Source organism: Paenibacillus sp. FSL H8-0283 (genome assembly GCF_045040675.1).
Classification (GTDB): domain Bacteria; phylum Bacillota; class Bacilli; order Paenibacillales; family Paenibacillaceae; genus Paenibacillus; species Paenibacillus amylolyticus.
This window is the reverse complement of the sequence record NZ_CP150295.1, coordinates 4850096-4874643: the sequence shown is the minus strand read 5'-3', so window position 1 is coordinate 4874643 and position 24548 is coordinate 4850096. Positions and strand designations below refer to the sequence as shown.

General features: G+C 46.5%; 21 protein-coding genes and 1 other RNA gene. 19 read left to right on the top strand and 3 right to left on the bottom strand.

The genetic code is table 11. The annotated features are described in order from the left end of the window. Window positions 1-314 precede the first annotated feature (314 nt). From glyQ to rnpB, 8 genes are all read left to right on the top strand, one after another. A complete protein-coding gene (glyQ, locus tag MHI52_RS21655) occupies window positions 315-1202 on the top strand; it encodes a glycine--tRNA ligase subunit alpha (protein WP_017687252.1) in 888 nt (295 codons plus the stop codon). Continuing rightward, window positions 1195-3270 (top strand): glycine--tRNA ligase subunit beta, encoded by a 2076-nt coding sequence (gene glyS, locus MHI52_RS21650; protein ID WP_405157607.1) that lies wholly within the window; start codon window positions 1195-1197, stop codon window positions 3268-3270. The genes glyQ and glyS overlap by 8 nt, the downstream gene beginning before the upstream one ends. A gap of 229 nt (window positions 3271-3499) precedes the next feature. Continuing rightward, complete coding sequence (locus MHI52_RS21645; protein ID WP_017687254.1) at window positions 3500-3967, top strand: YaiI/YqxD family protein; 468 nt, start codon at window positions 3500-3502, stop codon at window positions 3965-3967. A gap of 47 nt (window positions 3968-4014) precedes the next feature. Further along, window positions 4015-5835, top strand: coding sequence for a DNA primase (dnaG, locus tag MHI52_RS21640; RefSeq protein ID WP_036615029.1), 1821 nt, complete (start codon window positions 4015-4017; stop codon window positions 5833-5835). Window positions 5836-5878: 43 nt separating this feature from the next. After that, window positions 5879-7018: an RNA polymerase sigma factor RpoD gene (gene rpoD / locus MHI52_RS21635; RefSeq protein ID WP_017687256.1), complete on the top strand. Its 1140-nt coding sequence runs from the start codon at window positions 5879-5881 to the stop codon at window positions 7016-7018. A gap of 184 nt (window positions 7019-7202) precedes the next feature. Then, entirely contained in the window at window positions 7203-7961 is a 759-nt protein-coding gene (locus MHI52_RS21630; RefSeq protein WP_100527037.1) for a class I SAM-dependent methyltransferase, read from the top strand. After that, entirely contained in the window at window positions 7937-9052 is a 1116-nt protein-coding gene (locus MHI52_RS21625; protein WP_076328102.1) for a Nif3-like dinuclear metal center hexameric protein, read from the top strand. Before MHI52_RS21630 ends, MHI52_RS21625 begins: the two co-directional genes overlap by 25 nt. Before the next feature lie 82 nt (window positions 9053-9134). Next, window positions 9135-9544, top strand: an RNA gene (rnpB, locus tag MHI52_RS21620) — RNase P RNA component class A. 257 nt (window positions 9545-9801) lie between these two features. Here the strand turns inward: rnpB and MHI52_RS21615 are convergent. Continuing rightward, window positions 9802-11031, bottom strand: coding sequence for a PLP-dependent aminotransferase family protein (locus tag MHI52_RS21615; RefSeq protein WP_036615022.1), 1230 nt, complete (start codon window positions 11029-11031; stop codon window positions 9802-9804). Between the two features lie 107 nt (window positions 11032-11138). Here MHI52_RS21615 and MHI52_RS21610 point away from each other — a divergent pair, with 107 nt between their 5' ends. Together MHI52_RS21610 and MHI52_RS21605 are read left to right on the top strand one after the other, a co-directional pair. Continuing rightward, window positions 11139-12659: a PLP-dependent aminotransferase family protein gene (locus MHI52_RS21610; protein ID WP_340984622.1), complete on the top strand. Its 1521-nt coding sequence runs from the start codon at window positions 11139-11141 to the stop codon at window positions 12657-12659. A gap of 86 nt (window positions 12660-12745) precedes the next feature. Next, complete coding sequence (locus MHI52_RS21605; protein WP_036615016.1) at window positions 12746-13003, top strand: hypothetical protein; 258 nt, start codon at window positions 12746-12748, stop codon at window positions 13001-13003. 102 nt (window positions 13004-13105) lie between these two features. On the opposite strand, the gene MHI52_RS21600 is transcribed toward MHI52_RS21605, so the two are convergent. Further along, complete coding sequence (locus tag MHI52_RS21600; protein WP_405157606.1) at window positions 13106-14980, bottom strand: S8 family peptidase; 1875 nt, start codon at window positions 14978-14980, stop codon at window positions 13106-13108. Between the two features lie 283 nt (window positions 14981-15263). On the opposite strand from MHI52_RS21600, the gene MHI52_RS21595 reads away from it, so the two are divergent. The 6 genes from MHI52_RS21595 (at window position 15264) to thiI (ending at window position 20113) form a co-directional block, all read left to right on the top strand. Next, window positions 15264-15770 carry a YpuI family protein gene (locus MHI52_RS21595; protein WP_340984624.1) on the top strand — a complete coding sequence of 169 codons (507 nt, stop codon included), beginning with the start codon at window positions 15264-15266 and terminating at the stop codon, window positions 15768-15770. A 164-nt stretch (window positions 15771-15934) separates the two neighbouring features. Then, window positions 15935-16153 (top strand): DUF1540 domain-containing protein, encoded by a 219-nt coding sequence (locus MHI52_RS21590; RefSeq protein WP_074095869.1) that lies wholly within the window; start codon window positions 15935-15937, stop codon window positions 16151-16153. Window positions 16154-16188: 35 nt separating this feature from the next. Beyond that, complete coding sequence (locus tag MHI52_RS21585) at window positions 16189-16602, top strand: hypothetical protein (RefSeq protein ID WP_036674813.1); 414 nt, start codon at window positions 16189-16191, stop codon at window positions 16600-16602. A gap of 190 nt (window positions 16603-16792) precedes the next feature. Further along, on the top strand, window positions 16793-17545 hold the full coding sequence (locus tag MHI52_RS21580; RefSeq protein ID WP_340984625.1) for a lytic transglycosylase domain-containing protein: 753 nt from the start codon (window positions 16793-16795) through the stop codon (window positions 17543-17545). A gap of 172 nt (window positions 17546-17717) precedes the next feature. Beyond that, window positions 17718-18866 (top strand): cysteine desulfurase family protein, encoded by a 1149-nt coding sequence (locus MHI52_RS21575; RefSeq protein ID WP_405157605.1) that lies wholly within the window; start codon window positions 17718-17720, stop codon window positions 18864-18866. 5 nt (window positions 18867-18871) lie between these two features. Continuing rightward, complete coding sequence (thiI, locus tag MHI52_RS21570) at window positions 18872-20113, top strand: tRNA uracil 4-sulfurtransferase ThiI (protein ID WP_340984627.1); 1242 nt, start codon at window positions 18872-18874, stop codon at window positions 20111-20113. Between the two features lie 121 nt (window positions 20114-20234). Here thiI and MHI52_RS21565 read toward each other — a convergent pair whose 3' ends face one another. After that, window positions 20235-20945, bottom strand: a complete 711-nt coding sequence (locus tag MHI52_RS21565) for a TerC family protein (RefSeq protein WP_047843768.1) — start codon at window positions 20943-20945, stop codon at window positions 20235-20237. 87 nt (window positions 20946-21032) lie between these two features. On the opposite strand from MHI52_RS21565, the gene MHI52_RS21560 reads away from it, so the two are divergent. The 3 genes from MHI52_RS21560 (at window position 21033) to typA (ending at window position 24506) form a co-directional block, all read left to right on the top strand. Continuing rightward, window positions 21033-21692, top strand: a complete 660-nt coding sequence (locus MHI52_RS21560; RefSeq protein ID WP_036615000.1) for a TerC family protein — start codon at window positions 21033-21035, stop codon at window positions 21690-21692. A gap of 297 nt (window positions 21693-21989) precedes the next feature. After that, window positions 21990-22484 (top strand): hypothetical protein, encoded by a 495-nt coding sequence (locus MHI52_RS21555; protein WP_036614997.1) that lies wholly within the window; start codon window positions 21990-21992, stop codon window positions 22482-22484. A gap of 177 nt (window positions 22485-22661) precedes the next feature. Then, window positions 22662-24506 carry a translational GTPase TypA gene (gene typA / locus MHI52_RS21550; protein WP_036614992.1) on the top strand — a complete coding sequence of 615 codons (1845 nt, stop codon included), beginning with the start codon at window positions 22662-22664 and terminating at the stop codon, window positions 24504-24506. The last annotated feature ends 42 nt before the right edge of the window (window positions 24507-24548 follow it).

The window sequence follows — 24548 nt, the reverse complement described above, 5'->3', positions numbered from 1 at the left end:
AAAGTAAAAGACTGGATTTATTGCATTTATGGAGACAAGTCGTTGTATAACACTTGGGAATCATGAATGAGCGAGTCGGGGATGGTGGGAGCCTGGCTGAATCGGTTTTTGAAACGGCACTCGGGAGCATGAATGGACACGGAAAAGTGGGCTGGAACGAACAGGATCATCTTGTTTGATCTAAGCCAAGTAGGGTGGAACCGCGGGAATAGCTCTCGTCCCTACGTCTGTACAACAGGCGTAGGACGGGGGCTATTTATTGTTGTCTTCACCGTCCTAAGCTTGCTAACAAACCATTGAAAAGGAGCATGATTATGAATTTTCAGCAGATGATTCTAACGCTGCAACAATTCTGGGCCGAGCATAACTGTATTATTGTCCAGCCATACGATACGGAAAAAGGGGCAGGTACGATGAACCCGATGACCTTTTTGCGTTCGCTTGGACCCGAACCTTGGAAAGTGGCCTATGTGGAGCCTTCCCGTCGTCCTTCGGACGGACGTTATGGTGAGAACCCTAACCGGCTGTACCAGCATCATCAGTTCCAGGTCATCATCAAGCCTTCTCCGGACAATATTCAGGAAATTTACCTGGAAAGTCTAAAGCGTCTGGGCATTGATCCGCTCAAACATGATATTCGGTTTGTTGAAGATAACTGGGAGAATCCTTCCCTTGGTTGTGCAGGTCTTGGTTGGGAAGTATGGTTGGACGGAATGGAAATTACGCAATTTACGTATTTCCAACAGGTTGGTGGAATCGAGACAAATCCGGTAGCTGTTGAAATTACGTACGGTATGGAGCGTTTGGCTTCTTACATTCAGGATAAAGAGAATGTGTTTGATCTGGAATGGGTGGAAGGTATCACTTATGGTGATGTATTCCGTCAGCCAGAATTCGAACACTCTAAATATACGTTTGAAGTATCTGATGTCAAAATGCTGTTTACACTCTTCAACATGCATGAAGAAGAAGCAAACAAGGCCATGGCGCAGCATCTGGTATTCCCGGCATATGACTATGTGCTGAAATGTTCCCACACGTTCAACCTGTTGGATGCACGTGGAGCCATCAGTGTAACGGAACGTACGGGTTACATCACACGTGTTCGTAATCTGGCTCGCCAAGTCGCTGCAACATATATGGAAGAGCGTGAGAAGCTAGGCTTCCCGCTGATCAAGAAAGGGGGAGCCGAGCATGTCTAAGGATTTGTTGTTTGAAATCGGGCTGGAAGAAGTACCTGCACGCTTTATGCGCGCAGCAATCGCACAGCTGCAAGAGCGCCTCGTGAAATGGCTTGACGCATCCCGCATTGCTTATGGTGAAGTGAATGCATATGCTACACCGCGCCGTCTGGCTGTTTTGATTCACAATGTGGCTGAAAAGCAGGAAGATATCGAGGAAGAAGTGAAAGGTCCTTCACGCAAAATTGCCCTGGACGACAGTGGCAATTGGAGCAAGGCTGCACTCGGATTCGCCCGCAGTCAAGGTGTTGAACCGGACCAGTTCACGTTCAAGGAACTGAACGGTGTCGAATATATCTATGCAACGAAGAGCAGCAAAGGTGTGGAGACGGCTTCTGTAGTTGGCGAAGGATTACTTTCTGTATTACATGCCATGACGTTCCCAAAATTCATGCGTTGGGCTTCCTATGATTTCAAATTTGTACGTCCAATCCGCTGGATTGTGGCTATGCTCGGCAGTGAGGTTATCGATCTGGAAGTGACAGGTATTAAGTCGGGTAATGTAACTCGCGGACATCGTTTCCTCGGTAAGGAGGCTGTGATCTCCACTCCGTCTTCATACGTGGAAGTGTTGCGTTCCGAACATGTCATTGCTGATATCCAGGAACGTGAACAGATGATTGTATCCCAGATTCAGGCACTGGCTGCGGAGAAAAAATGGGATATTGCGATTAAGGAAGACTTGCTGGAGGAAGTTCTGTTCCTGGTGGAAACACCTACCGTATTGTTCGGGACATTTGACTCCTCATTCTTGAATATTCCACAAGAAGTATTGATTACTTCCATGCGTGAGCATCAGCGTTATTTCCCTGTACTGGACAATGAAGGACAATTGTTGCCATTCTTCGTGACGGTACGTAACGGTGGAAGTGATTCACTGGACGTTATTGCCAAAGGGAATGAAAAAGTTCTGCGTGCACGTCTGTCTGATGCCAAGTTCTTCTATGAGGAAGATCAGAAGCTACAGATTAAGGATGCATTGTCGAAGCTGGAAAGTATCGTCTTCCAGGAAGAATTGGGAACGGTTGGAGATAAAGTGCGTCGTATTCGCAAGATTGCCGATGGACTTGCTACCAAACTGCAAGTATCCGGTGATGTTGCTGAATCCGTTAGCCGCTCAGCAGATATCTGCAAATTCGATCTGGTGACACTGATGGTGGGAGAATTCCCGGAACTGCAAGGTGTGATGGGTGAGGATTACGCTCGTAAAGCTGGCGAAAAAGAAGAAGTGGCCAAAGCGGTATTTGAACACTATCAGCCACGTTTCGCTGGAGATCAATCCCCTGCTTCTCTTGTTGGTGCCATTGTGAGTGCTGCGGACAAAATGGATACAATCGTGGGTTGTTTCTCCATCAACATTATTCCAACGGGTTCTCAAGATCCGTATGCGCTGCGCCGTCAGGCTGCAGGTATTGTACAGATTTTGCTGGATCACAAGCTTCCGCTGACATTGTCAGACGTGTTCGGAGTAGCACTTCAAGTGCATGCCCAGATGAACCTGTTGAAACGTGCAGATGAAGAGGTTCGTAAAGATCTGCAAGACTTCTTTGGTCTTCGTGTGAAAAAATTGTTGTCCGAAACAGTTCGCTACGACGTAGTGGATGCCGTAATTTCTTCCGGATTCGATGATATCAGCGCTGTTGTACCAAAAGGTGAAGCGTTGATGGCGGCTGTTATGACAGGAGACGCATTCAAAACAACGGTTGAATCGTTCAACCGTGTGGGTAATCTGGCGGCCAAAGCATCCAATGCTTCCGTACATCCAGAACTGTTCACAGAAGATGGAGAACGTCAGTTACATGAGGCATGGAGCAAAACGAATGCAGAATATCGTCAGGCGTTGACTCAGCATCATGCTGCTGAAGCACTGGCTATTGCATCTGCCTGGAAGGATGGTATTACCTCATTCTTCGATTCGGTCATGGTTATGGCTGAAGATGAAGCTGTTCGGGCGAACCGACTTGCCTTACTCGCGGCTATTGATCGTGACTTGAAAGGATTTGCTGATTTTTCCAAGTTGGTTTGGTAATTGGGCGAATTTCATGAGTCCTTTTCCACAGACTTGGCGCAAAGCTAAAATTCAGTATTAAAGAAGGATATATGAGGGTATAAATATACGGAACGGGTTGTGAATTGTATTTTTGACAACCGCTCCGTATTTTAGCCTTTGATTTCCCTCGTTCCGGCAGAAGGATTTTGCCTGGCCGGGGTCGTATATAACAATATGCAGCTATTTTATGAAACCGGGTGGTCTGGGTTTGAGTGAGTTAAATATACGCCACATTGTTGTGGATGGTGATGCTTGCCCGGTCAAAACCGAGATTGCGCAAACAGCTCGCCTTTTCAACATCCCCGTATTGTTAGTCTCTTCATTTGATCATTTGCTTCAAGGAGGAGAAGGGGTACGAACCGTGCAAGTGGATCGCAGTGATCAGAGCGCAGACCTGTATATTGCTAATCATATTAAGCCATATGATGTGGTTATCACTCAGGACTATGGACTTGCGGCACTTGCGCTTGGCAAACGTTGTTATGTTTTGTCCTTTCGTGGTCGTGAGTTCAACGATCGTGACATTGATTTCATGTTGGATTCTCGTCATACTGCGGCCAAAGCACGAAAAAGAGGCCATTACGGGAAAGGCCCAAAGCCTTTCACAGAGCAGGATCGAGAAATGTTTCAACATAAACTGACAAAACTTTTAAAAGATTTGCAGGAGAATGTGTAAGTTTATCGAATTATATTTACGTGTTGAAGAGATGAAGGTGGCCAGAGATGAGTACCGGACAAGGCGGTATACCCGAAAGTATTATTGAATCGGTGTTACAGCAGAATGATATTGTCGATACGGTGAGCCGATTTGTGCATCTGACCAAACAGGGGAAGTATATGAAAGGCCTCTGTCCTTTTCATTCCGAGAAGACGCCTTCGTTCACCGTTACACCTGAGAAACAAATTTTCTACTGCTACGGTTGCGGCACGGGTGGAAATGCCATCAAATTCAGGATGGAAATCGAAGGGTTATCCTTTCCCGAGGCTGTCAAAACGATGGCGGAAGAAAGTCACATCTCTATGGGGGACTGGCAAGGGCGTGAATCTGCTCATGTGAATCCGGAGACGGAACGTCTGTTGGAGGCTTATGAGCTTACCGCGAAGCTGTATCATTTTTTGTTGAAAAATACAGAGCACGGCAAGTCAGCCATGGAGTATTTACGCTCAAGAGGTTTTGGCGACAAGTTGATTGACCAGTTCCAGATTGGTTTCGCACCAAATCGTTGGGACACACTGGTACAATTTCTTGAGAAACGCAACTATCCGCTCGAAGAGATGGAAAAGGGTGGACTTCTGTCACCGCGAAATGAAGGTCAGGGATATGTGGATCGATTCCGAGACCGGATTATGTTCCCGATTAATGGCAGGAGCGGTAAGCCGATTGCATTTGCAGGACGCATATTGGGAGATGGGCAACCGAAGTATCTAAATTCACCAGAAACCCGGTTATTTAACAAAAGCCGTGTTCTCTATAATCTGCATCATGCCAAAAATGCAATTCGCAAACAAAGACAAGCCATTTTGTTTGAAGGATATGGTGATGTCATCTCCGCATGGGATCAGGATATTCAGAATGGTGTAGCGGCAATGGGCACTGCGTTAACCGAGAATCAGGCACTGATGCTCAAAGGGATGTGCGACGAAGTCATCATATGTTATGACGGCGACAGAGCAGGACAGGCTGCTGCACTCAAAAACTTCCCTATTCTTGAGGAAGCTGGATTGCAGGTCAAAGTGGCTCTCATTCCCGAGGGACTTGACCCGGATGATTTTATCCGGAAGCATGGTGGTGAACGGTTCCGAAACCAGATTGTGGACGGTGCCGTGACAACTACAAAATTTAAACTTATAAACTTAAAAAAAAGCCATATACTGCTAGAGGGTGGCGGACAAATAGCCTATTCGAAAGAAGCAGTAAAGTTGATTGCACCCTTACCTTCTCCAACAGAAAGGGAAGTGTATCTTCGTGAACTGGCTGCAGAAGTGGACGTATCGTTCGAAACATTGAAGCAGGAGTGTAATGAAGAACGGGAGGCGATGAAAAATAACCTCCAGTTTGGGGATAATAACCCGAAAAGGTGGAATAATGGTAGGCAACAAAATAGGCAGGTGCCTACACCCAATCTGTTGCCGGCTTATCACGCTGCCGAACGCAAACTGATTGCCTGGATGTTGCAGGATGATGAGGCTGCCCAGTACGTGAATGAGCATCTTGGTGAAGCTTTTAACTTGGATGATCATGCAGCTATTGCTGCTTATCTATATGCCTACTATGCGCAAGGCAAACCGTCGGATACAAGCCGTTTTATGTCTTCACTGCATGACGATCGTCTGGAAAAAACGGTCAGTTCAATCTCGATGATGGATGGTCCAGGTGAATGGAGTATTCAAATGCTCGATGATTGCATCAGGGAAGTGCTGAAGCATCCGCGTAAGAAAGAGTACGATTTGAAAAAAGAAGAAATGATTGCTGCAGAGCGGGCAGGTGATTCTGTACGCGCGGCACAGATTGCAATTGAAATGATTGCCCTAGAGAGACAGTGAACGTCTGATGATTAGATGTTTCTAGGGAGGAGGGAGTCGAATTATGGCGAATGATCAGCATACTGAACTAGAAACAGAATTGACACTGGATCAGGTTAAAGATCAATTGATTGAATCAGGTAAGAAAAGAGCTTCGCTGAATTACAAGGAAATTATAGAGAAACTCTCTCCTTTTGAGCAGGATGCAGAGCAAATGGATGAGTTCTATGAGCAACTGAGCGATCTGGGTATCGATGTAGTGAATGAAAATAATGAAGAGGTTACACTTCGTCCTAGTGAAGATTCCGAGAACAACACCAGAGAGGGAGAGGACGAATTCCACTTTGATGATGATCTGAGCTTGCCGCCAGGTATCAAAATCAATGACCCTGTCCGTATGTACCTCAAGGAAATTGGTCGTGTGCCACTGTTGTCGGCAGATGATGAAGTACAACTGGCTAAACGGATTGAGAACGGGGATGAAGAAGCCAAGCGTCGTCTGGCTGAAGCTAACTTACGACTCGTTGTCAGTATCGCCAAGCGTTACGTTGGACGTGGAATGTTGTTCCTTGATTTGATTCAGGAAGGTAATATGGGTCTGATCAAAGCGGTTGAGAAGTTCGACCACAAAAAAGGATACAAGTTCAGTACGTATGCAACATGGTGGATTCGCCAAGCGATCACTCGTGCTATTGCTGACCAAGCGCGTACAATTCGTATCCCTGTGCACATGGTGGAGACGATTAATAAGCTGATCCGGGTATCCCGTCAGCTGTTGCAAGAACTTGGGCGTGAACCGACACCAGAAGAAATCGCTGCTGAGATGGATCTGAGTGTAGAGAAAGTTCGTGAAATTACGAAGATTGCACAGGAACCGGTTTCTCTGGAAACACCGATTGGTGAGGAAGATGATTCCCATCTGGGTGACTTCATTGAGGATCAGGAAGCACTTGCTCCGGCGGATGCTGCTGCGTATGAGTTGCTGAAAGAACAGCTCGAAGATGTATTGGATACATTGACTGAACGTGAAGAGAACGTGCTTCGTCTACGTTTTGGTCTGGACGATGGACGGACGAGAACGCTGGAGGAAGTCGGCAAGGTATTTGGTGTTACGCGTGAGCGTATTCGTCAGATCGAAGCGAAGGCTCTTCGTAAGTTGCGTCACCCGAGTCGTAGTAAACGACTCAAGGATTTCCTCGAATAATCGAACTATGGGAGACTTTCCGCAAGACGCTTTAGCGGCGGCGGGGTCTCCTTTATTTTTAATTTAAACGTCTTGATTTCTTGGTTTTGGAAATTCATCCTTGAAATGTTTTATTGGATTTTATTTTATCGCTTTTCCTTGTTCAATGCAAATCAATAAATTAAATGAATGGTGTAGGTGCTTCATGAAACTTTCGAATCGATTACAGCGAATACATGATCAAATTCCCGATGGCAGCCGCATGGCTGATATCGGTTCAGACCACGCGTTGCTGCCAGTAGCCGCAATCCGCAGTGGGAAAGCTGCAAGTGCAGTAGCCGGGGAAGTCAATCCTGGCCCTTATGATGCTGCATGCAAACAAGTCAGTGATGCTGGCCTGAAAGAAAAAATCACGGTGCGTCGTGGAGACGGTCTTGATGTGATCTCTGCGGGTGAAGTGGATGTCATCACCATCGCAGGCATGGGCGGTGCCTTGATTGCTTCTATTTTGGATAGAGGTTTATCCAAACTGGAAGGAGTCCAGTTACTTATTTTGCAACCAAATGTGGGTGAGGATATCCTCAGACGCTGGTTACTGGAGCATCACTGGGTGGTTGTAGCAGAACAGTTGCTCGAAGAAGATGGCAAGATTTATGAGATTATAACGGCGATGCCACAATCTGTAAGCCCGATTGCCAATGTAGAGGTGTATCGTGCACGTCCGCTTCAAGGCGGGACAGAATTGACGGAAGATTTGCTACTACGGATGGGGCCTTATTTGGTTGATCGACCGACGGATGTATTTTTTTCCAAATGGGAAAGTGAGATCGTCAAACTGCAAGGGGTTGTTAACTCCATCTCCAAATCCGATCAGGATTCTTCCCGGGACAAGGCGGCTGAGGTAGAGCGTCTTATCGCAAACTTGAAGGAGGTTTTGGCATGTTTGCCAAAGGTCAAACTGTAATTCAACTGATGGAGCAACTCGCTCCCAAACATCTGGCTGTACCGGATGACCGCATTGGTCTCCAGCTTGGCAGTTTGCAAAAAGAAATCCGTCACGTGTTAGTAGCTTTGGACGTGACGGATGAGGTGGTGGACGAAGCGATTCGTATCGGTGCCAACCTGATTATCGCTCATCACGCGATCATTTTCCGTCCGGTTAAGTCACTGAGTACAGATACACCTATGGGTAAATTGTATGAAAAGCTGATTAAGCATGATATTGCTGTCTATATCAGTCATACAAACCTGGATGTGGCCGAGGGTGGGATGAATGACTGGATGGCCGATGCACTTGGCATCGAGAGTAAAGAATCGCTGGAAGATGTACACACAGATCATCTGTACAAGCTGGCTGTCTTTGTGCCTCGTACCCATCATGAACAGGTTCTTCAGGCCATTCTGGAAGCCGGAGCGGGGAGTATCGGTCAATACAACAAGTGCAGCTTTAACACGGAAGGTACAGGAACATTTGTACCTGGTGAAGGGACTCAACCGTTTATCGGTACCCAAGGGCAGATGGAACGTGTGGAAGAAATGCGTATTGAGACCATCGTACCCCAAAGTCTGAGAAGTAAGGTCGTTCAGGCGATGCTTAAGGCTCATCCGTATGAGGAAGTGGCCTATGACCTCTATGCAATGGATTTAAAGGGCCGTACGCTCGGTCTGGGACGCTTGGGACCCCTTAGGGATCCTAAGACATTAGGTGAGCTAGTGGAGGTCGTGAAGACCCAATTCAATGTGCCTCATGTGCGGGTAGTAGGAGATCTGAACAAGCAGATCAAAAAAGCAGCGGTTCTTGGCGGCTCTGGCAGCCGTTACGCGCTGACTGCCCGCTTCAAAGGTGCGGATGTTATTGTGACCGGAGATATTGATTATCACACGGCTCATGATGCGTTAATGGCAGGTATGTGTATCATCGACCCGGGACATAATTCCGAGAAGATTATGAAACCAAAAACAGCGGATTGGCTTCGTTCCCGTTTGGAAGAAAAACGATATGATACGCAAGTTACAGCTTCAGAGGTAAATACGGAAGTATTCCAGTTTATCTAAAAAGATCGTTGCTGTGCAGCTCCCAGTAATATTAAGCTTGTCTGGGAACCTAAATGCCTGTATACTATGTAATGTTGTTCGGAAAGCTTGACAGACAATCGCTGGTGGCCTTTGTTGCCACGAGAGGAAAGTCCGGGCTCCACAGGGCAGGATGCTGGATAACGTCCAGTCAGCGCGAGTTGAAGGATAGTGCCACAGAAATGGACCGCCGATGGCCGGATTTTCCGGCACAGGCAAGGATGGAACCGAGGTGTAAGAGACCCCGAGGAACGCTGGTGACTTCGTTCCTGGTAAACCCCATCTGGAGCAAGACCTAATGGGACACAGCCGCCTCTTCGGAGGAGGCAACCTTAGCCCGAGGTGTGTCTAGGTTGGTCGCTTGAGCTGTGCAGCAATGTATGGCCTAGATAGATGATTGTCGCTTCTGGTGGGAGGGTAGTTCCCGTATGAACCACGAAGAGCACAGAACCCGGCTTACGGTAAGCTTTCCTAACTGCAACAACAACACTATTGCAACACAATGTAGTCCACCTATCAGTCGAGGACAACTCGTATGAATTATCCGATGGCCTGACTGATCAGAAGGACCCATGAACATCTAAAAAAACTTAACTCCTGTTGATAACAGGTCCTATAAAAATAAGGCGGCAGTTCCGATATTCTCGGGCCTGCCGCCTTATTTTTGTTTCTCATATCAAGTTATTAATCTTCATATGCTAATGGAATAGTCAAACGTTTATGACAGTTCATTACAGTGTAACAACACTGTCCGATGTTAAGGAAGCATGCCAACGTTGGATGGCGCGATCCATTCTTTCCACGGCTTCCGGAAGGAGCTCAGGGTCCGTATGAGTAAAGTTGATCCGCATGCGGTTTAACTCTGGTGTACCTGCATAGAAGGAATCACCAGGGACAATGCACACTTTCTCCTGGATTCCATAAGTGAACAGATTGCTTGCAAGCATGCCTTCAGGCAATTGCAGCCACAAGAACATGCCACCTTGAGGTGAATTCCACGAGATACCTTCCCAAGCTTTGGCTGCCATAAGAGTAGTCAGTGTTTTCATGCGTTGTTCGTAATCCTCTGAAATATGGCGGATATGCGCATCCAGATCGAAAGATTCAAGTAGTGCATGAAGCGCTCTTTGGTCAATGCTGCTGGAGTGCAAGTCAGCACCTTGTTTGGCTCGTGCTGCCATTTTGACAATATCGGGAGCAGCCAGTATCCAGCCCGTACGAAGTCCAGGTGCTACCGTTTTGGAGAATGTACTGGTGTAGATAACGTTGGAAGGGCCGTCATAGGATACTGCATCCAGTTCTGCGAGAGCAGGGACATCCAATTGCTCCGGATTAAACCGAATTTCACCATAGGGATCATCTTCCAGAATGAGTACACCATACTTGCGGCACAGATCCACAGCCTGCTGTCTTCTTTCTCGCGACCATACTTTTCCCGTAGGATTGGAGAACGTGGGATTAATATAGACAAGTTTTGGACGATGCAACTGGAGCTGTTCCTCCAGAGATTCAGGCAACATGCCGTGATCATCACAGGCTACGCCGTGAGATTCAGCCTGATAGGAATGAATGACTTGCAGAGCAGCGAGGTAGGTTGGTGATTCAACCAATACGCGGTCACCCGGGTCGAGAAGGATGCGGCAAACCAAGTCAATGGATTGCTGTGAGCCCGTAGTGAGAAGCATGTGATCGGGTGAAGCGGGAATGCCCTTGGATTCAAGACGTTCAGCGATTTTGGCGCGAAGAGGACGGTAACCCTCAGTCTCCGCATATTGAAGAGCGGCTGCTCCGCTCATAAATACTTTTTCATATGCAACGCGTATGGCTTCCAGCGGGAATGAAGTCTGGGCTGGTAATCCACCGGCTAGTGAGATCATTCCAGGTGCCTGAGCGGCCTGGAGCATGTCGCGAACGACAGAGGACGGGGTGTTTTGTGCCATTTTGGACCAAGGGATACTCATGTTATTCTCATCTCCTGTTATTCACTGTTATACTGATATTATAAACTATAATAGACGGACTACACTATAACAGTAAAATGAAGATCATAACAGTTGGGGGAGCACATATGCATATTGAATTAAAGCGGGGAAGCAGTACCAAATTGTACGTGCAGATTGCGCTAACGATTGCCGATCGCATAAGATCAGGACTCATTGAACCCGGAACCCGACTTCCTTCTGTTCGTAAAATGACCGCGGATTTGGGTGTCAGTCTGGTCACTGTATCCAAAGCGTATGCTGAACTTGAAGCGATTCAATTGATCACCTGCTCCCAGGGGAAAGGTTGTTATGTGAGAGGTACATTGAACGTGGATCAGATGGAGGATGTGGACCGAACGCAGCGAAACAATGCCAACGGTGAATCCGGTACGTCATGGAATTGGCAGATGGCACTGGTGGATTATTTACCGCGAGCCCAGCTCTGGAGACATTTTGATACGTCACCTCAAGTGCGGTATGAACTTCATATGTCAGCGATTCAGCCTGAACTGTTGCCTACACGAGAGATTATCGACAGCGCCTACCGACTCTCCTCTGATCATACAGAGCGTATGGCAGCTTACGGATCTTTTCAGGGGGATCGGGAGCTTAGACAGATCTTGGCCGAACACTTTGCCGAGCGTGGACTACAGGCTGCACCTGAACGCATGTTAATTACAAGTGGTGCTCAGCAGGGGATCGATCTTGTGGCACGAACTTTTGTCGGACCTGGGGATGTTGTATACATGGAGGCACCAAGCTATACCGGAGCCATTGATGTATTTACGAGTAGAGGCGCGAAGATCATTACGGTCCCAATGGATGACGAAGGCATGCGTATTGATCTGTTGACCCGATTATGTGATACCTATCCGCCCAAGCTGATCTATACGATCCCGACCTATCACAATCCAACAGGTATCACGATGAGTGCAAGAAGACGAGCACAACTTCTTAATCTCGCGCAAAGCTACCACTGCCTCATTCTGGAGGATGATCCGTTTGCAGATCTTTATTTTCGGGACCCTCCCCCGGCTTCCATTAAATCGATGGATGGGACAGGTCATGTCGTATATATTAAAAGCTTCAGCAAGGTGTTGTCTCCCGGTTGCCGTATAGCCTGCGCCATCGCAGACGGAAGTGTATTGACCCGGCTTGTGGCCGCGAAATCTACGGCGGATCTGGGGAGTCCGTTGCTTACACAAAAGGCACTGCAATCTTTCATTCAGAATCAGTACGGTGCCTATGTATCCCGATTGAGGGATGAATTGTATTCTCGCTTGTGCGCAGCATCTGAAGTGCTGGAAGAGCATGCTACTATGGGCATGCAATGGCGCTTGCCAGAGGGAGGACTCAATCTGTGGCTCCAACTTCCGAGTAACTTGGATATGCGTGAATTGCATCATCAGTCACTTGCTGCAGGGGTCTCTTTCCTCCCTGGTTCAGCCTGTTATGTAGGGGAGATGGATACACCAAGTCTGCGTATCTGCTTCACGGTAACAAACGTTGAGCTTTTGTGTGAGGGACTTCGTGTACTGTGCCAAGTCATTGACAGAGTAACACCTGGGCAGGGTGGGACAGTGGCGGACAGGCTACCGCTCATATAATTTTTCGGACTATGGACATACATCCAATCCACTTTCGATCTGTTGCAATAGGTTATAGTATCACCAGAAAGGGAGTTGGTTTTGAAATGAACCATTACTGTCCACCGCTTTGCCCGATTGTCTGTGACCCGATCCAGGTTGTTGAGGATTATTACATCCCACAAATCGTGCCTGTAATCCACCCGATTGAAGTGATCAAAAAACATCACTGTGTTCCGATTCATCACCACATGTATCCTGTTGTTGTCAAAGAAGAAGACCCTTGTTATGTATCCAGCCATAATCCGAAGAAAAAATCCGTGAAAAAATCAAGCAAAGCCCGCACAACTTCTCGCAAACGCTAATCGCAGCGGGTGCCCCGGGGAATTGGATATAAACCAAAAAGAGCAGCGTACGCCCCGGGGCGCAGCTGCTTTTGTATTTTTTACAGATTATCCTCATTACGCTTACTGCGTATACTTTTTCATCGTATTATCCATTTGTTGTCTGACATGTTGCGGCCAGAACTGCAAAGGAGCGCTGTTGCCTGATGCGGCTTGCAGTGCCTTATAGACATCGATTTGACCATAGCCGAAATACTTGTCGTGACCCGGATCACCGAGGTCAATAACACTTTGGCGCATCAAATCCATCACTTCCGTGTTGGTCAAGTCCGGGTTCAACGAACGAATCAAACCTGCAAGTGCCGCTACATGAGGGCTGGCCATGGACGTTCCAGACAAGGCCGCATACTGATTGTTTGGATAGGTACTGGCGATACTGGACCCCGGAGCCATCACATCCACATAGTCTCCGTAGTTGGAATAGGAAGCTTTGCTCATATCCGGGTCCGTAGCAGATACGGCAAATACTTCCGGATAAGCAGCAGGGTATCCTGGACGCTCTGTATTATCGTTCCCCGTGGCTGCAATCAGGACGATATCCCGGTCAAAAGCGTATTTAATGGCATCATGAAGAAATTGCGCATCAGCATAATTGCCTAGACTCATGTTGATAACTTTGGCTCCATGATCGGCTGCCCAGATGATGCCTTCGGCAACGGCATACGTGGTACCAGAACCTGAGTTGTCGAGTACTTTAACGGGTAGTACCTTGTTATACCAGCTCATGCCTGCTACGCCTTCGTTATTGTTGACAATAGCGCCGATAATGCCTGCAACGTGTGTCCCATGTCCCACATCATCCATAGGTTGGCTTCCGGGCTCGACCACATTATAACCCTCAAGGAGCTTGCCCTTCAGGTCAGGGTGATTCATATCAACCCCCGTATCAACTACTGCTACGATGACATCTTTGTTTCCCTTGGTAATATTCCAACCTCTGTTTGTCTCAATCGCAGGCAGGTTCCACTGATAATCGGAGAACAAAATGTCATTGGGTATCGTTACATCTGTTTGTTCAGTTACAGTATCATTGGTTAAATACATATAGTGGGGCTCCATATAGAGTGGATTCCATTTGCTATCGAAATAACTATGCAATTGTTTGTAACTCATGTGTTCTGACCGAAAAACATACGTGTATCCCAGCTTGCGCGCAGATTGCGCTCTCAGATCGGATTTAATAATACGCATATCCCGTTCACCGGGATCTTGGCGAAAACGGATGACGATTTCATTTTCATAAAAATGACTGGCATTGGCATTATCATGTCCAGTTTTCACTGTAATTTCGTTAAGCGTATCCGGGTGAACAGACTCAATTTTGAACTTACCCTCACGCGGATAAGGGATCATACGCAGATTTTTGCGCTGATGTTGTTCAACAGCATTTAATACGTTCTGACTGAACAAGGCAATTACAGCTCTTTTTCCATCTTTGGAGGGTTGCCCCATAACAAAGTATTTTTCTTTTCCCAAAGGAAAAGAAGAGGATTCAAAACTTTGACGTTTGTTTACCGCTTTTTTGGCAAGGTTGAGCGAATGTTGAAGCTTCTGTTGTTCCAACTTGCTTCCTTGTGTGGAGGCGTGATCAAAGGGCTTGTTAAAAGAGCCATTGGTATTCATCAGATGAATGGATCTGATATGTTCATGTGAACTCTGGAGATCATTCACATATCGGCTAACCTGCGCAGCATTCATTGTGGCGGTTTTCTCCAGCATGATACTGAGATGTTGCTTGGCATCCATACGGGTCAGAAGATCGGTTGCTTTGACATCCTGGACTTTCAGACGCTGTTTACTCGTGTGCTCCTCATGAGCAGAGTCAGACAGGGCACCTGGCTTAGGTTCGGGACGATTGGATGTTGGAAGCAGGAGTGTCAGAGCGAGTGCTCCTGCACCAGCTGCAAGGGCCCAGTTAATCCATTTCGGTCTGGACATGGTGGATGGAACCTCCTTCGTTCATTTTGGACAATCATTAACAGTGCTTCGTCGTTGTCACTGGTTATATCTATCGTTAGAAAAAGCGGATATTTTTATGCAAGCGGGTTCGAGTCTAACTGCGTATAATAGGCATGTTTAACGGCAGAAGCGGAAAGCATGATTAAGGGATACCGCTCGTCATCTTTTTATGGTAGGATTATAGCTGAGAATTCAAAGGTCAGGGGAAAACCACCGTTGGCCGACCTATATGTAAGGACTTATTTAAGGGGGAGCTACCTTTATGTCAGCAGCCAATGTACAGAAAACATGTGAGTCAACTAGGGAAAAGTTAAAACCGGCTATCGATCGGATTGAAAATTTTTTGAATGAGAATGCTTTGCCTGAACTGGATCAGAATCAGACGGAAGAATCAACAGCCTTCTACAAAGGATTTCTTTCAGATCTCCGTCATTTGCTCGTTTTTTCTGAAGTTTCTTACGAAAAACTTGGCGTTGTGCTGCGTCGTGCCAACTTTGATGTCGATTTTGCCGAAAAGGCTCTTTATAATACGTATCACCAATGCGTAAACAGCTTTTTCTATCCCAAAAATGAATGTTATTCCGAAGACGGAAGATACGCTTATACAGGACAAGATGCCATTCGTTTCCGTGACAAGCCAATCCGCTCAGTACGGGATGTCATTCTTGAGGTTTCCAAAACGTACGAAGAATTGCGCGATGATCTGGCATATTATGAAAGTGATTACCTGACTCAGCGCCGTATGCAAAATCAACGGAATCACGCCTAATTAACGTTTAAACCTGAATATGAAATTGGACGAAACCGCCCTTGTGGCGGTTTTTTTGTGTTTTAGTGAGAATCAGACGAGGTGTGATCATGTCATCATCTGGCATTTTGACGGGGAATATCAGGTTTGTGGCGGGGAGACAATAGTAGTCGAGGTGATAAAAAATGAGCCAAGACAAACCAATTGTCAAATGCAGCGTCTCCAACTGCAACTTTTGGGGAGAGAACAACTTCTGCCACGCTGATGCCATCATGATTGACATCGACCAACATGCCACCCGTCGTCTGCATGAGGAGTTTGCCGGTGAGACATTTGACTCCGATCACCATGATCATGCACGTACATCCTCTGCAACATGCTGTCACACGTTCAAACCGAAGTGAGCAGTCATCCCTATTCATAACGGAGGTGCTTCCCAATGAAAAATGACGATAATAAGTTTAATTTGCAGGATCGCCCTAAAATCAATGTTGACGGTGAAAAACAGCGTATGCGCGTCGATTATCCCAGAAAAGCACATCGGGAAGAATACGGGGCAGAGGTCGCTCCTCCGACTGTCGTAAGAACTGGAGGTACCGAACGGGCAGAGCCTGTACCTGAGAAGCATGAGGCAGACCGGGTCATGGAATCAACAGGCAAGGTTGCGGGTTACATGGGACTTGCCTTCGGGATCGCGTCTTTGTTCATGTGGTCAATCGTACTTGGACCGGCCGCAGCCGTACTGGGTTACTATGCCTATGTGAATGGTCGTAAGACAGCGGGAGCCTGGTCCATTGGACTGGGTGTTGTAGCTACGCTGAGTTATTTCTTCATGATTCCATTCGCTCGTTAACGTGTAAAATGATTCATTCAAAAGCCTTCTGTTCTCACCCAAATGTGGTGAACTACAGAAGGTTTTTTTCGTATATGCGCAGGTTAAGTGGAGAGATTCATATATTTTTTTGAAAACAATGGAACCTTGCTGTAAAACGATGTAGAATAAGGTCATAATACGCTTAATTATACGGGAGTGGGTATAACTCATGCAGATTGATCCAAACGGATCGCGGCAGTTGTTGGAACTGCAATTGTCCAATGTGAATAACCAAACCAGTGGATCACAATCGGATGCTGGTTCAACAGTGGATTTCGCCAATGTGATGGACGGGCTGTTAGGTACGGGTGCCAATACGACGAGCAATACAGATTCCACCGCGACGGTCTCCAAAAGATCCAGTGATGGTCTGTTGTGGCTGCAACTCGGAAGCACGTACAATCCGGATATAAATACGGCAAGATCGTCCTCTGTCTCCAATAACATCGTTGAGTCTTTATTATCTTCATCCAATACAGGAATCGTGGATTCCGGTGCATCTGTACCTACGGATTATGAATCTTTGATTGCCGAGGCAAGTGCCAAATACGGTGTTCCTGAATCATTGATCAAGGCCGTCATTGACACAGAGTCCAATTTTAACCCAAATGTGGTGTCCTCTGCCGGTGCCAAAGGGCTCATGCAATTAATGGATGGCACGGCTGCAGGGCTGGGTGTGAGTAATTCATTTGATCCTGCCCAGAACATTGATGCGGGTACGAAGTATCTTTCCCTTCAGCTCCAGCGTTTCGGTGGAGAAGTGAAGATGGCACTTGCCGCGTATAATGCAGGACCGGGCCGTGTTTCACGTCTGGGCGTGTCGAGTGATAGCGAACTGATGAGTGTACTTAACCGTCTGCCTTCAGAAACACAGAATTATATCTCCAAGGTGGAGAAGGCACAGTCGAAATATGTGATCTAAACTCACAGATAGACATTTGTGAAAACACATGATAGGCAGGATGAGATCAAATGTGGGAGCAGAAGCGCTTGAAACGCCTGTTCCCGGTTGGTCTTTTTGTGTTGTATGGGTATCGTGTTACAATGCTCACTGTAGGTTCAAGAACGAAGAGATAAGGGAGGTCTAACCTCATTTGAAATATTTTGATTATGCTGCAACCACACCTCCCCATCCTGATGTGATTCGTACGATGGTCGAAATTATGGAGACACAATTCGGTAATCCATCCTCCATACATGGGTATGGAGAGCGTGCCGATCAGTTGCTGCGTCGTGCTCGATCTGGATGTGCTGCGGCAATCGGCGTTAAGCCTGAAGAGATTGTATTTACTTCCGGTGCGACCGAGAGTAATAATCTTGCGATAAAAGGTGCGGCATTACGTTATCAGTCACGAGGCAGACATATCATCACAACAGCTACCGAGCATGCCTCGGTGTATGAAAGTGTTATGCAATTGCAGCAGTGGGGATGGAATGTGACATTAGTTCCTGTGAATTCCGATGGAGTAGTGAACGCTCAGCAGGTCGTAGACGCGATCAGGCCCGACACGGTGCTTGTAAGTCTGATGCATGTAAACAATGAAACAGGATCCATCCATCCGATTGCAGAAATCGGCAAACAGCTCAAAAAGAAAGCACCACGGGTGCTTTTCCATGTAGATGGTGTTCAGGGTTTTGGGAAAATGGAGGCGACACCTGCCGCTTGGGGTGCAGATCTGTACAGTCTGTCTGCTCACAAGATTCGTGGACCGAAGGGAGCAGGTCTCCTGTATGTGCGAAGTGGAGTGGAACTTACGCCACTATTGTCAGGAGGATCACAGGAGCAGGGCCTAAGAGCAGGCACAGAAAACGTGGCCTTGCTGGTAGGCATGGCAAAGGCCATGCGAATGGCAGCAGAAGATCAGGTTGATTTTGCCCGGCGTACAACGGTGCTCCGTGATCGATTGATGGAAACAATACGTGTTATTCCTGAATTTGAATTGAACAGTAGCCCAGAGGGTGCACCTCATATTGTACACTTCTCCTATCCCGGGATGAAGGCAGAAGTGGCGTTGCACACCTTGGAGCAACTTGGCGTAACCATATCGACCCAATCTGCCTGTTCTTCGCGCTCGGCTGAACCGAGTCGGGCATTACTTGCGATGGGCAGAGATGCAGCTTGTGCTGGTGGCGGATTGCGTATTAGTCTTGGAGATGAACATACAGAAGAAGATGTAGCCTTGCTTGAACAGGCTTTACATCAGATGGTGGCGCAGTTGCGGCCCCTCGAAAGGCGGATGTAATAGATATGAAATATGATATGCTGCTTCTCCGTTTCGGAGAGTTTATGTTAAAAGGGAAAAATCGTGCCCGATTTGAGAAAACGATCATTACACAGGTGAAAGCTTTGCTTAAACCTTATCCAGGAGCGAGCCTTCGCAAAGAATATGGCCGTGTCTATGTGGATCTTGGCGGTGAATCACATACTGAACTGATTAAGGTGCTGAAGCGGGTATTCGGTGTGATGTCGATTAGTCCGGTTAAAGTTACTCCATCCGAGCTTGATGAGATTGTGAAAACAGCAGTTGCGTTTATGGACGAAAGGGAGGACGAATTCAAAGAAGGCACCACATTCAAGGTGAATGTAAGGCGGGTTTGGAAAGAGTTCCCGAACTCTTCCCATGAAATGAACCATTTGGTCGGTTCCCCGATCCTTCGGAAGTTTCAGCAATTAAGTGTTGATGTTCGTCAACCTGATATTGAACTGCGAGTGGAAATTCGGGATCAGGGTACCTATATTTTCAACGAAACCATTCCGGCAGTAGGTGGCTTTCCATTGGGTACGAATGGCAAAGCAATGGTACTGTTATCAGGTGGAATAGACAGTCCGGTGGCAGCCTGGTCTTCCATGCGCCGTGGACTTGAAGTGGAATGTGTACATTTTTACAGTTACCCGTTTACAAGCGAGCGTGCCAAAGAGAAAGTCATTGATTTGGCACGTGCCCTTGCTGATCATGCAGGAACAACCAAGCTGCATCTGGTTCCATTTACGGAGATCCAAACGGCATTTACCCAACTGGGTCAGGATAACCTGATTATTACGCTGATGCGACGTTCAATGCTGCGAATTGCATCCAAACTTGCCGAGCGTGAGCGGGCACTCGCACTGATCACCGGGGATAGCCTGGGCCAAGTAGCGAGTCAGACTCTTCCGAGTATGAATGTCATTGGTCGTGCGACGGATCTGCCACTGTTGCGACCACTGGTTATGATGGATAAACAGGAGATCATTACCTTGTCCAAACAGATCGGAACGTATGACATATCTATTTTGCCATATGAGGATTGCTGTACTCTCTTTGTGCCAAAGTCACCTTCAACCAATCCAAATCTTCGAATTGTGGATAAAATAGAATCAACAATGAGCCATCTGTCAGAATGGGTGGATCAAGCGGTGGAACAAACTGAAACGATCACGCTGCACGCCGGTGAAACTTCTGTAGTAACGAATCAGACAGACGATAATGGCATGAAAGATGACTGGTTCTAAACTCGATAAAAATTAGCATGGCTGACATAATAAGGGCTATGTTAACTGCAAAAAAGGACTGTCCGATGAAATATCGTTCAGTCCTTTGCTGTATCCAGATGTAATTTTAGTTTAAATTAGCCTACGAATAGGAGCGCTGCTGTTCCCCGCCAGATCCCTTGTGGCTGGAACTGCTGGAGCGTTTGCGATAACCTGCAAAGACTACGCCTGCAATAACCACAACGATAAAGAGAATGCGCAATGCCGGATGTTCCGTAAAGTAAGGCAAGAGTCGCTGTTCCTCAGTGATCATATTGGAAGCCGTATACCCGAGAACAATGGCTCCGACATAGATGATCCAAGGAAAGTGATTAATTAGCTTGATAAACAGGGTACTGCCCCAGACGATAATAGGTACACTAATCAGGAGTCCAAGGATGACAAGCACGAGATGCTGTTGTGCTGCTCCAGCAACTGCAATCACGTTATCTAATCCCATGGCTGCATCCGCAATCACAATGGTACGAATAGCGGTCCACAAGGAAGTTCCCGCTTGGACATCATTGTGTTCATCTCCCTGATCCGCCAATAATTTATAGGCAATCCAGATCAGAAGTATGCCTCCCACAAGCAAGAGCCACGGAACTTTAAGCAACCATAAAACAACAACTGTTGCTAAAATTCGAATCAAAAGTGCGCCGCCAGTTCCATATAGAATCGCCTTTTTCTGCACGGAAGGGTGCAAATTTCGAGCTGCGAGACCAATGACGATGGCATTATCCCCAGCCAGAATTAGATCAATAAAGACAACGTTCAGCAAAGCCAGCCAGAATGTGGGACTAAATAGCTCCATGATATATGTCACTCCTTATATACGGTTCAATCATTAAGAATAGCATGGACAACTCCGACATACAAGTTAATGTGGGGGGATGAGGACATGGATACACTATGGCTGTTAACTGAAATTTTAATGATCAATCTGGTATTAAGTGGAGATAATGCGGTTGTTATTGCGCTTGCCAGCAAGGATCTGCCACCAATACAACGCAAAAAAGCGGTATGGTGGGGAGCTTTTGGTGCGGTACTGCTGCGTTGTGTGTTAACCTTTGTAGCGGTATTATTGCTGGGAATTCCCTTTATCCAAGCGGCAGGTGGGCTGTTACTACTCTGGATTGCAATAAAGCTGCTGCTTCAAAATGAGGATGAAGTACATATTCGAGAAGCTTCTACGACCTGGAAAGCCATTCAAACCATTCTGATTGCCGATTTTGTAATGAGTTTGGATAATGTTTTGGCCATAGCGGCTTTGGCAGATGGAGATTTGGCTCTGATCGTCATTGGGATTGCAATCAGTATCCCCATCGTCGTATGGGGGAGCGGGTTGATTGTTGGTTTGTTGAAGCGATTTCCGATTCTTGTATTCGTTGGATCAGGCATCTTAGCCTTCACAGCAGGTGAGATGGTAATGAAAGACCCCAAGTTAGGAGAATGGCTGGGAGGTATGGCATCAGAGGTGCATACGCTGCTACCCGTAGCGATGGCTTGTCTTGTGGTTGCGATTGGAGGCGCACATAAATTTGTGCGTAAGAACGCATAGTTTAATTTTGGATAAAAGCTTAAACAGATGACCGTCTGAACCGTCCGGTTTAGGCGGTTTTGTGTTGAGAGAATACGCTTGTCAATACAACAACCATTGGGGTAGTCATAAGTTGCACATTTTAGGGTAATACAGGTAAAGGGCGCACGCAAAGTGCGACATAAAGTATAGTTTTTTGCCGAAACATCGGATACACTAGAAGCATGATTACAGGTTTGAATATCAAGAGTCAGCATGGAATGCGTATCGTTTATGAAGAAATAAAGTACATAGCCATAGTATAAGAGGTGATTTTAGATGAGGATGAGAAATGAAAAAGCGATTGGACTATTTATTGCAGCTGCGGGAATTATTATTCTGCTTGGCAAGTTTGGCGTGTTTGGATTTATTGGTCGTAATTTCTGGCCTTTGCTGATCCTGCTGCCAGGCATCGCCCTTCATGCGTTATATTATGCGCGTATTTCACCATCGTGGTCACTCGTTCCTGCCGGCATACTAACGGTGTATGGTGTTTTATTCAGTATAACGAATACATGGGGCGCTGGACTTATGAGCAGGCTTTGGCCAGCATTCTTGCTAGGGATCGCCATAGGGTTACTCGAATATGGAATGGCTGAACGACGAAGACCGGAATATGTGTTACCTGCAGCTTTGATCCTTGGTGCGGTGTCCATCATATTATTCGGATTTACCTTGCTGCAAACGGGAATAATCTATGTACTTGCTGTCCTTTTGATCTTGGGTGGAGTCTGGTTATTACTTGGACGAGGACGTCAAGGGAGAGGCTGGTAACATTCCCAGTGGTCTTTTCGTGCGAAATATCTTGATTTTTACCTATAATAAACTATAATATAAGGGATATAGACATGCGTCGGGATATCACCGACGCTTATTTTGTGAGTAACCTGCGAAATTGCGGGAAGTTTAAGTAGATATGATTTGAAATTGGAAAGGATATGGATACAAAACATGCATTCAAGAGAACACATTCGCAATATTGCGATTATTGCCCACGTCGACCACGGAAAAACAACACTCGTTGACAAGTTGCTCCAGCAATCCGGTACTTACCGAGATCACGAAACGGTACAGGAGCGCGTAATGGACTCCAACGATTTGGAGCGTGAACGCGGTATTACGATTTTGGCCAAAAACACGGCTATAACTTATAAAGATTACCTGATTAATATTGTGGATACACCAGGACACGCCGACTTCGGTGGTGAAGTTGAACGTATCATGAAAATGGTTGACGGTGTATTGCTCGTTGTTGATGCTTATGAAGGCTGTATGCCACAAACGAAGTTTGTACTTCGTAAAGCACTTGAGCATAACCTGACACCAATCGTTGTTGTAAACAAAATTGACCGTCCAGCGGCTCGTCCGACTGAGGTTATTGATGAAGTATTGGACCTGTTCATTGAACTGGGTGCCAACGATCAACAACTCGAATTCCCTGTTGTATATGCTTCCGCATTGAACGGAACATCCAGCATGGATAATGATCCTGCCAAACAAGATGACAACATGATGGCGATCTACAATACCATCGTTAGTCATATCCCACACCCTACCGAAAATGTTGAAGAACCACTTCAATTCCTCGTTACTTTGATGGACTACAATGAATACCTTGGCCGTATTGCCATTGGTCGTGTTAACCGCGGTGTGATCCGTCAAGGACAATCGGTAACGGTTATTATGCGTGATGGTAAGAGTAAAACTGCACGTATCGAGAAACTGTTTGGTTTCCAAGGTCTCAAACGTATTGAGACGGAAGAAGCAGGAGCAGGCGACATCGTTGCCATTGCAGGGATCAAGGACATCAACATTGGTGAAACCATTGCCGACCCTAACAACCCGGAAGCTTTGCCAGTTCTGAAAATTGATGAGCCAACACTGCAAATGACGTTCCTCGTGAACAACAGTCCATTCGCAGGTCGTGAAGGTAAATGGGTAACTTCCCGTAAACTTCGTGAGCGTTTGTTGAAAGAGTTGGAAACAGACGTTTCCCTTCGTGTTGACGAAACGGATAGCCCGGATGCATTTATCGTTTCCGGACGTGGTGAGCTTCACTTGGGTATCCTGATTGAAAATATGCGTCGTGAAGGATATGAGCTTCAAGTATCCAAACCAGAAGTTATCGTAAGAGAAGTTGACGGTAAGAAAATGGAACCTGTTGAGCGCTTGTTGATTGATATCCCTGAAGAGAGCATGGGTTCCGTAATGGAGAGCCTGGGCGCACGTAAAGCAGAGATGGTTAACATGGTTAACACAGGTAGTGGTCAAGTTCGTCTGGAGTTCCTAATTCCAGCACGTGGTTTGATCGGATATAGCACCAACTTCCTGACATTGACTCGTGGTTATGGTGTAATGAACCATGCATTTGACAGCTATGCTCCAGTAGTATCCGGTCAAGTGGGTGGACGTCACCAAGGCGTGTTGATCTCAACTGAAACGGGTACATCTACGTTCTATGGCATGATGGGCGTTGAAGATCGCGGTACGCTCTTCTTGGAGCCGGGTACTGAAATCTACGAAGGTATGATTGTTGGTGAACATACACGTGACAATGATATCGTTGTTAACATCTGCAAAGAAAAACAACTGACTAACGTTCGTTCTTCCGGTAAAGATGATACGGTTAAAATTAAAACTCCGATTATCTTCTCATTGGAACAGGCGCTTGAATATCTGAATGAAGATGAATATTGTGAGATTACACCAAAATCTATTCGTCTTCGTAAAAAGATCCTGAACAAATCCGAGCGTGAGCGTGCAGAAAAACAACGCAAAATGGCTTCTAAAGCCTAATAACAACAAAATAAACTATATAAGTTAGCATTTGATGGACCC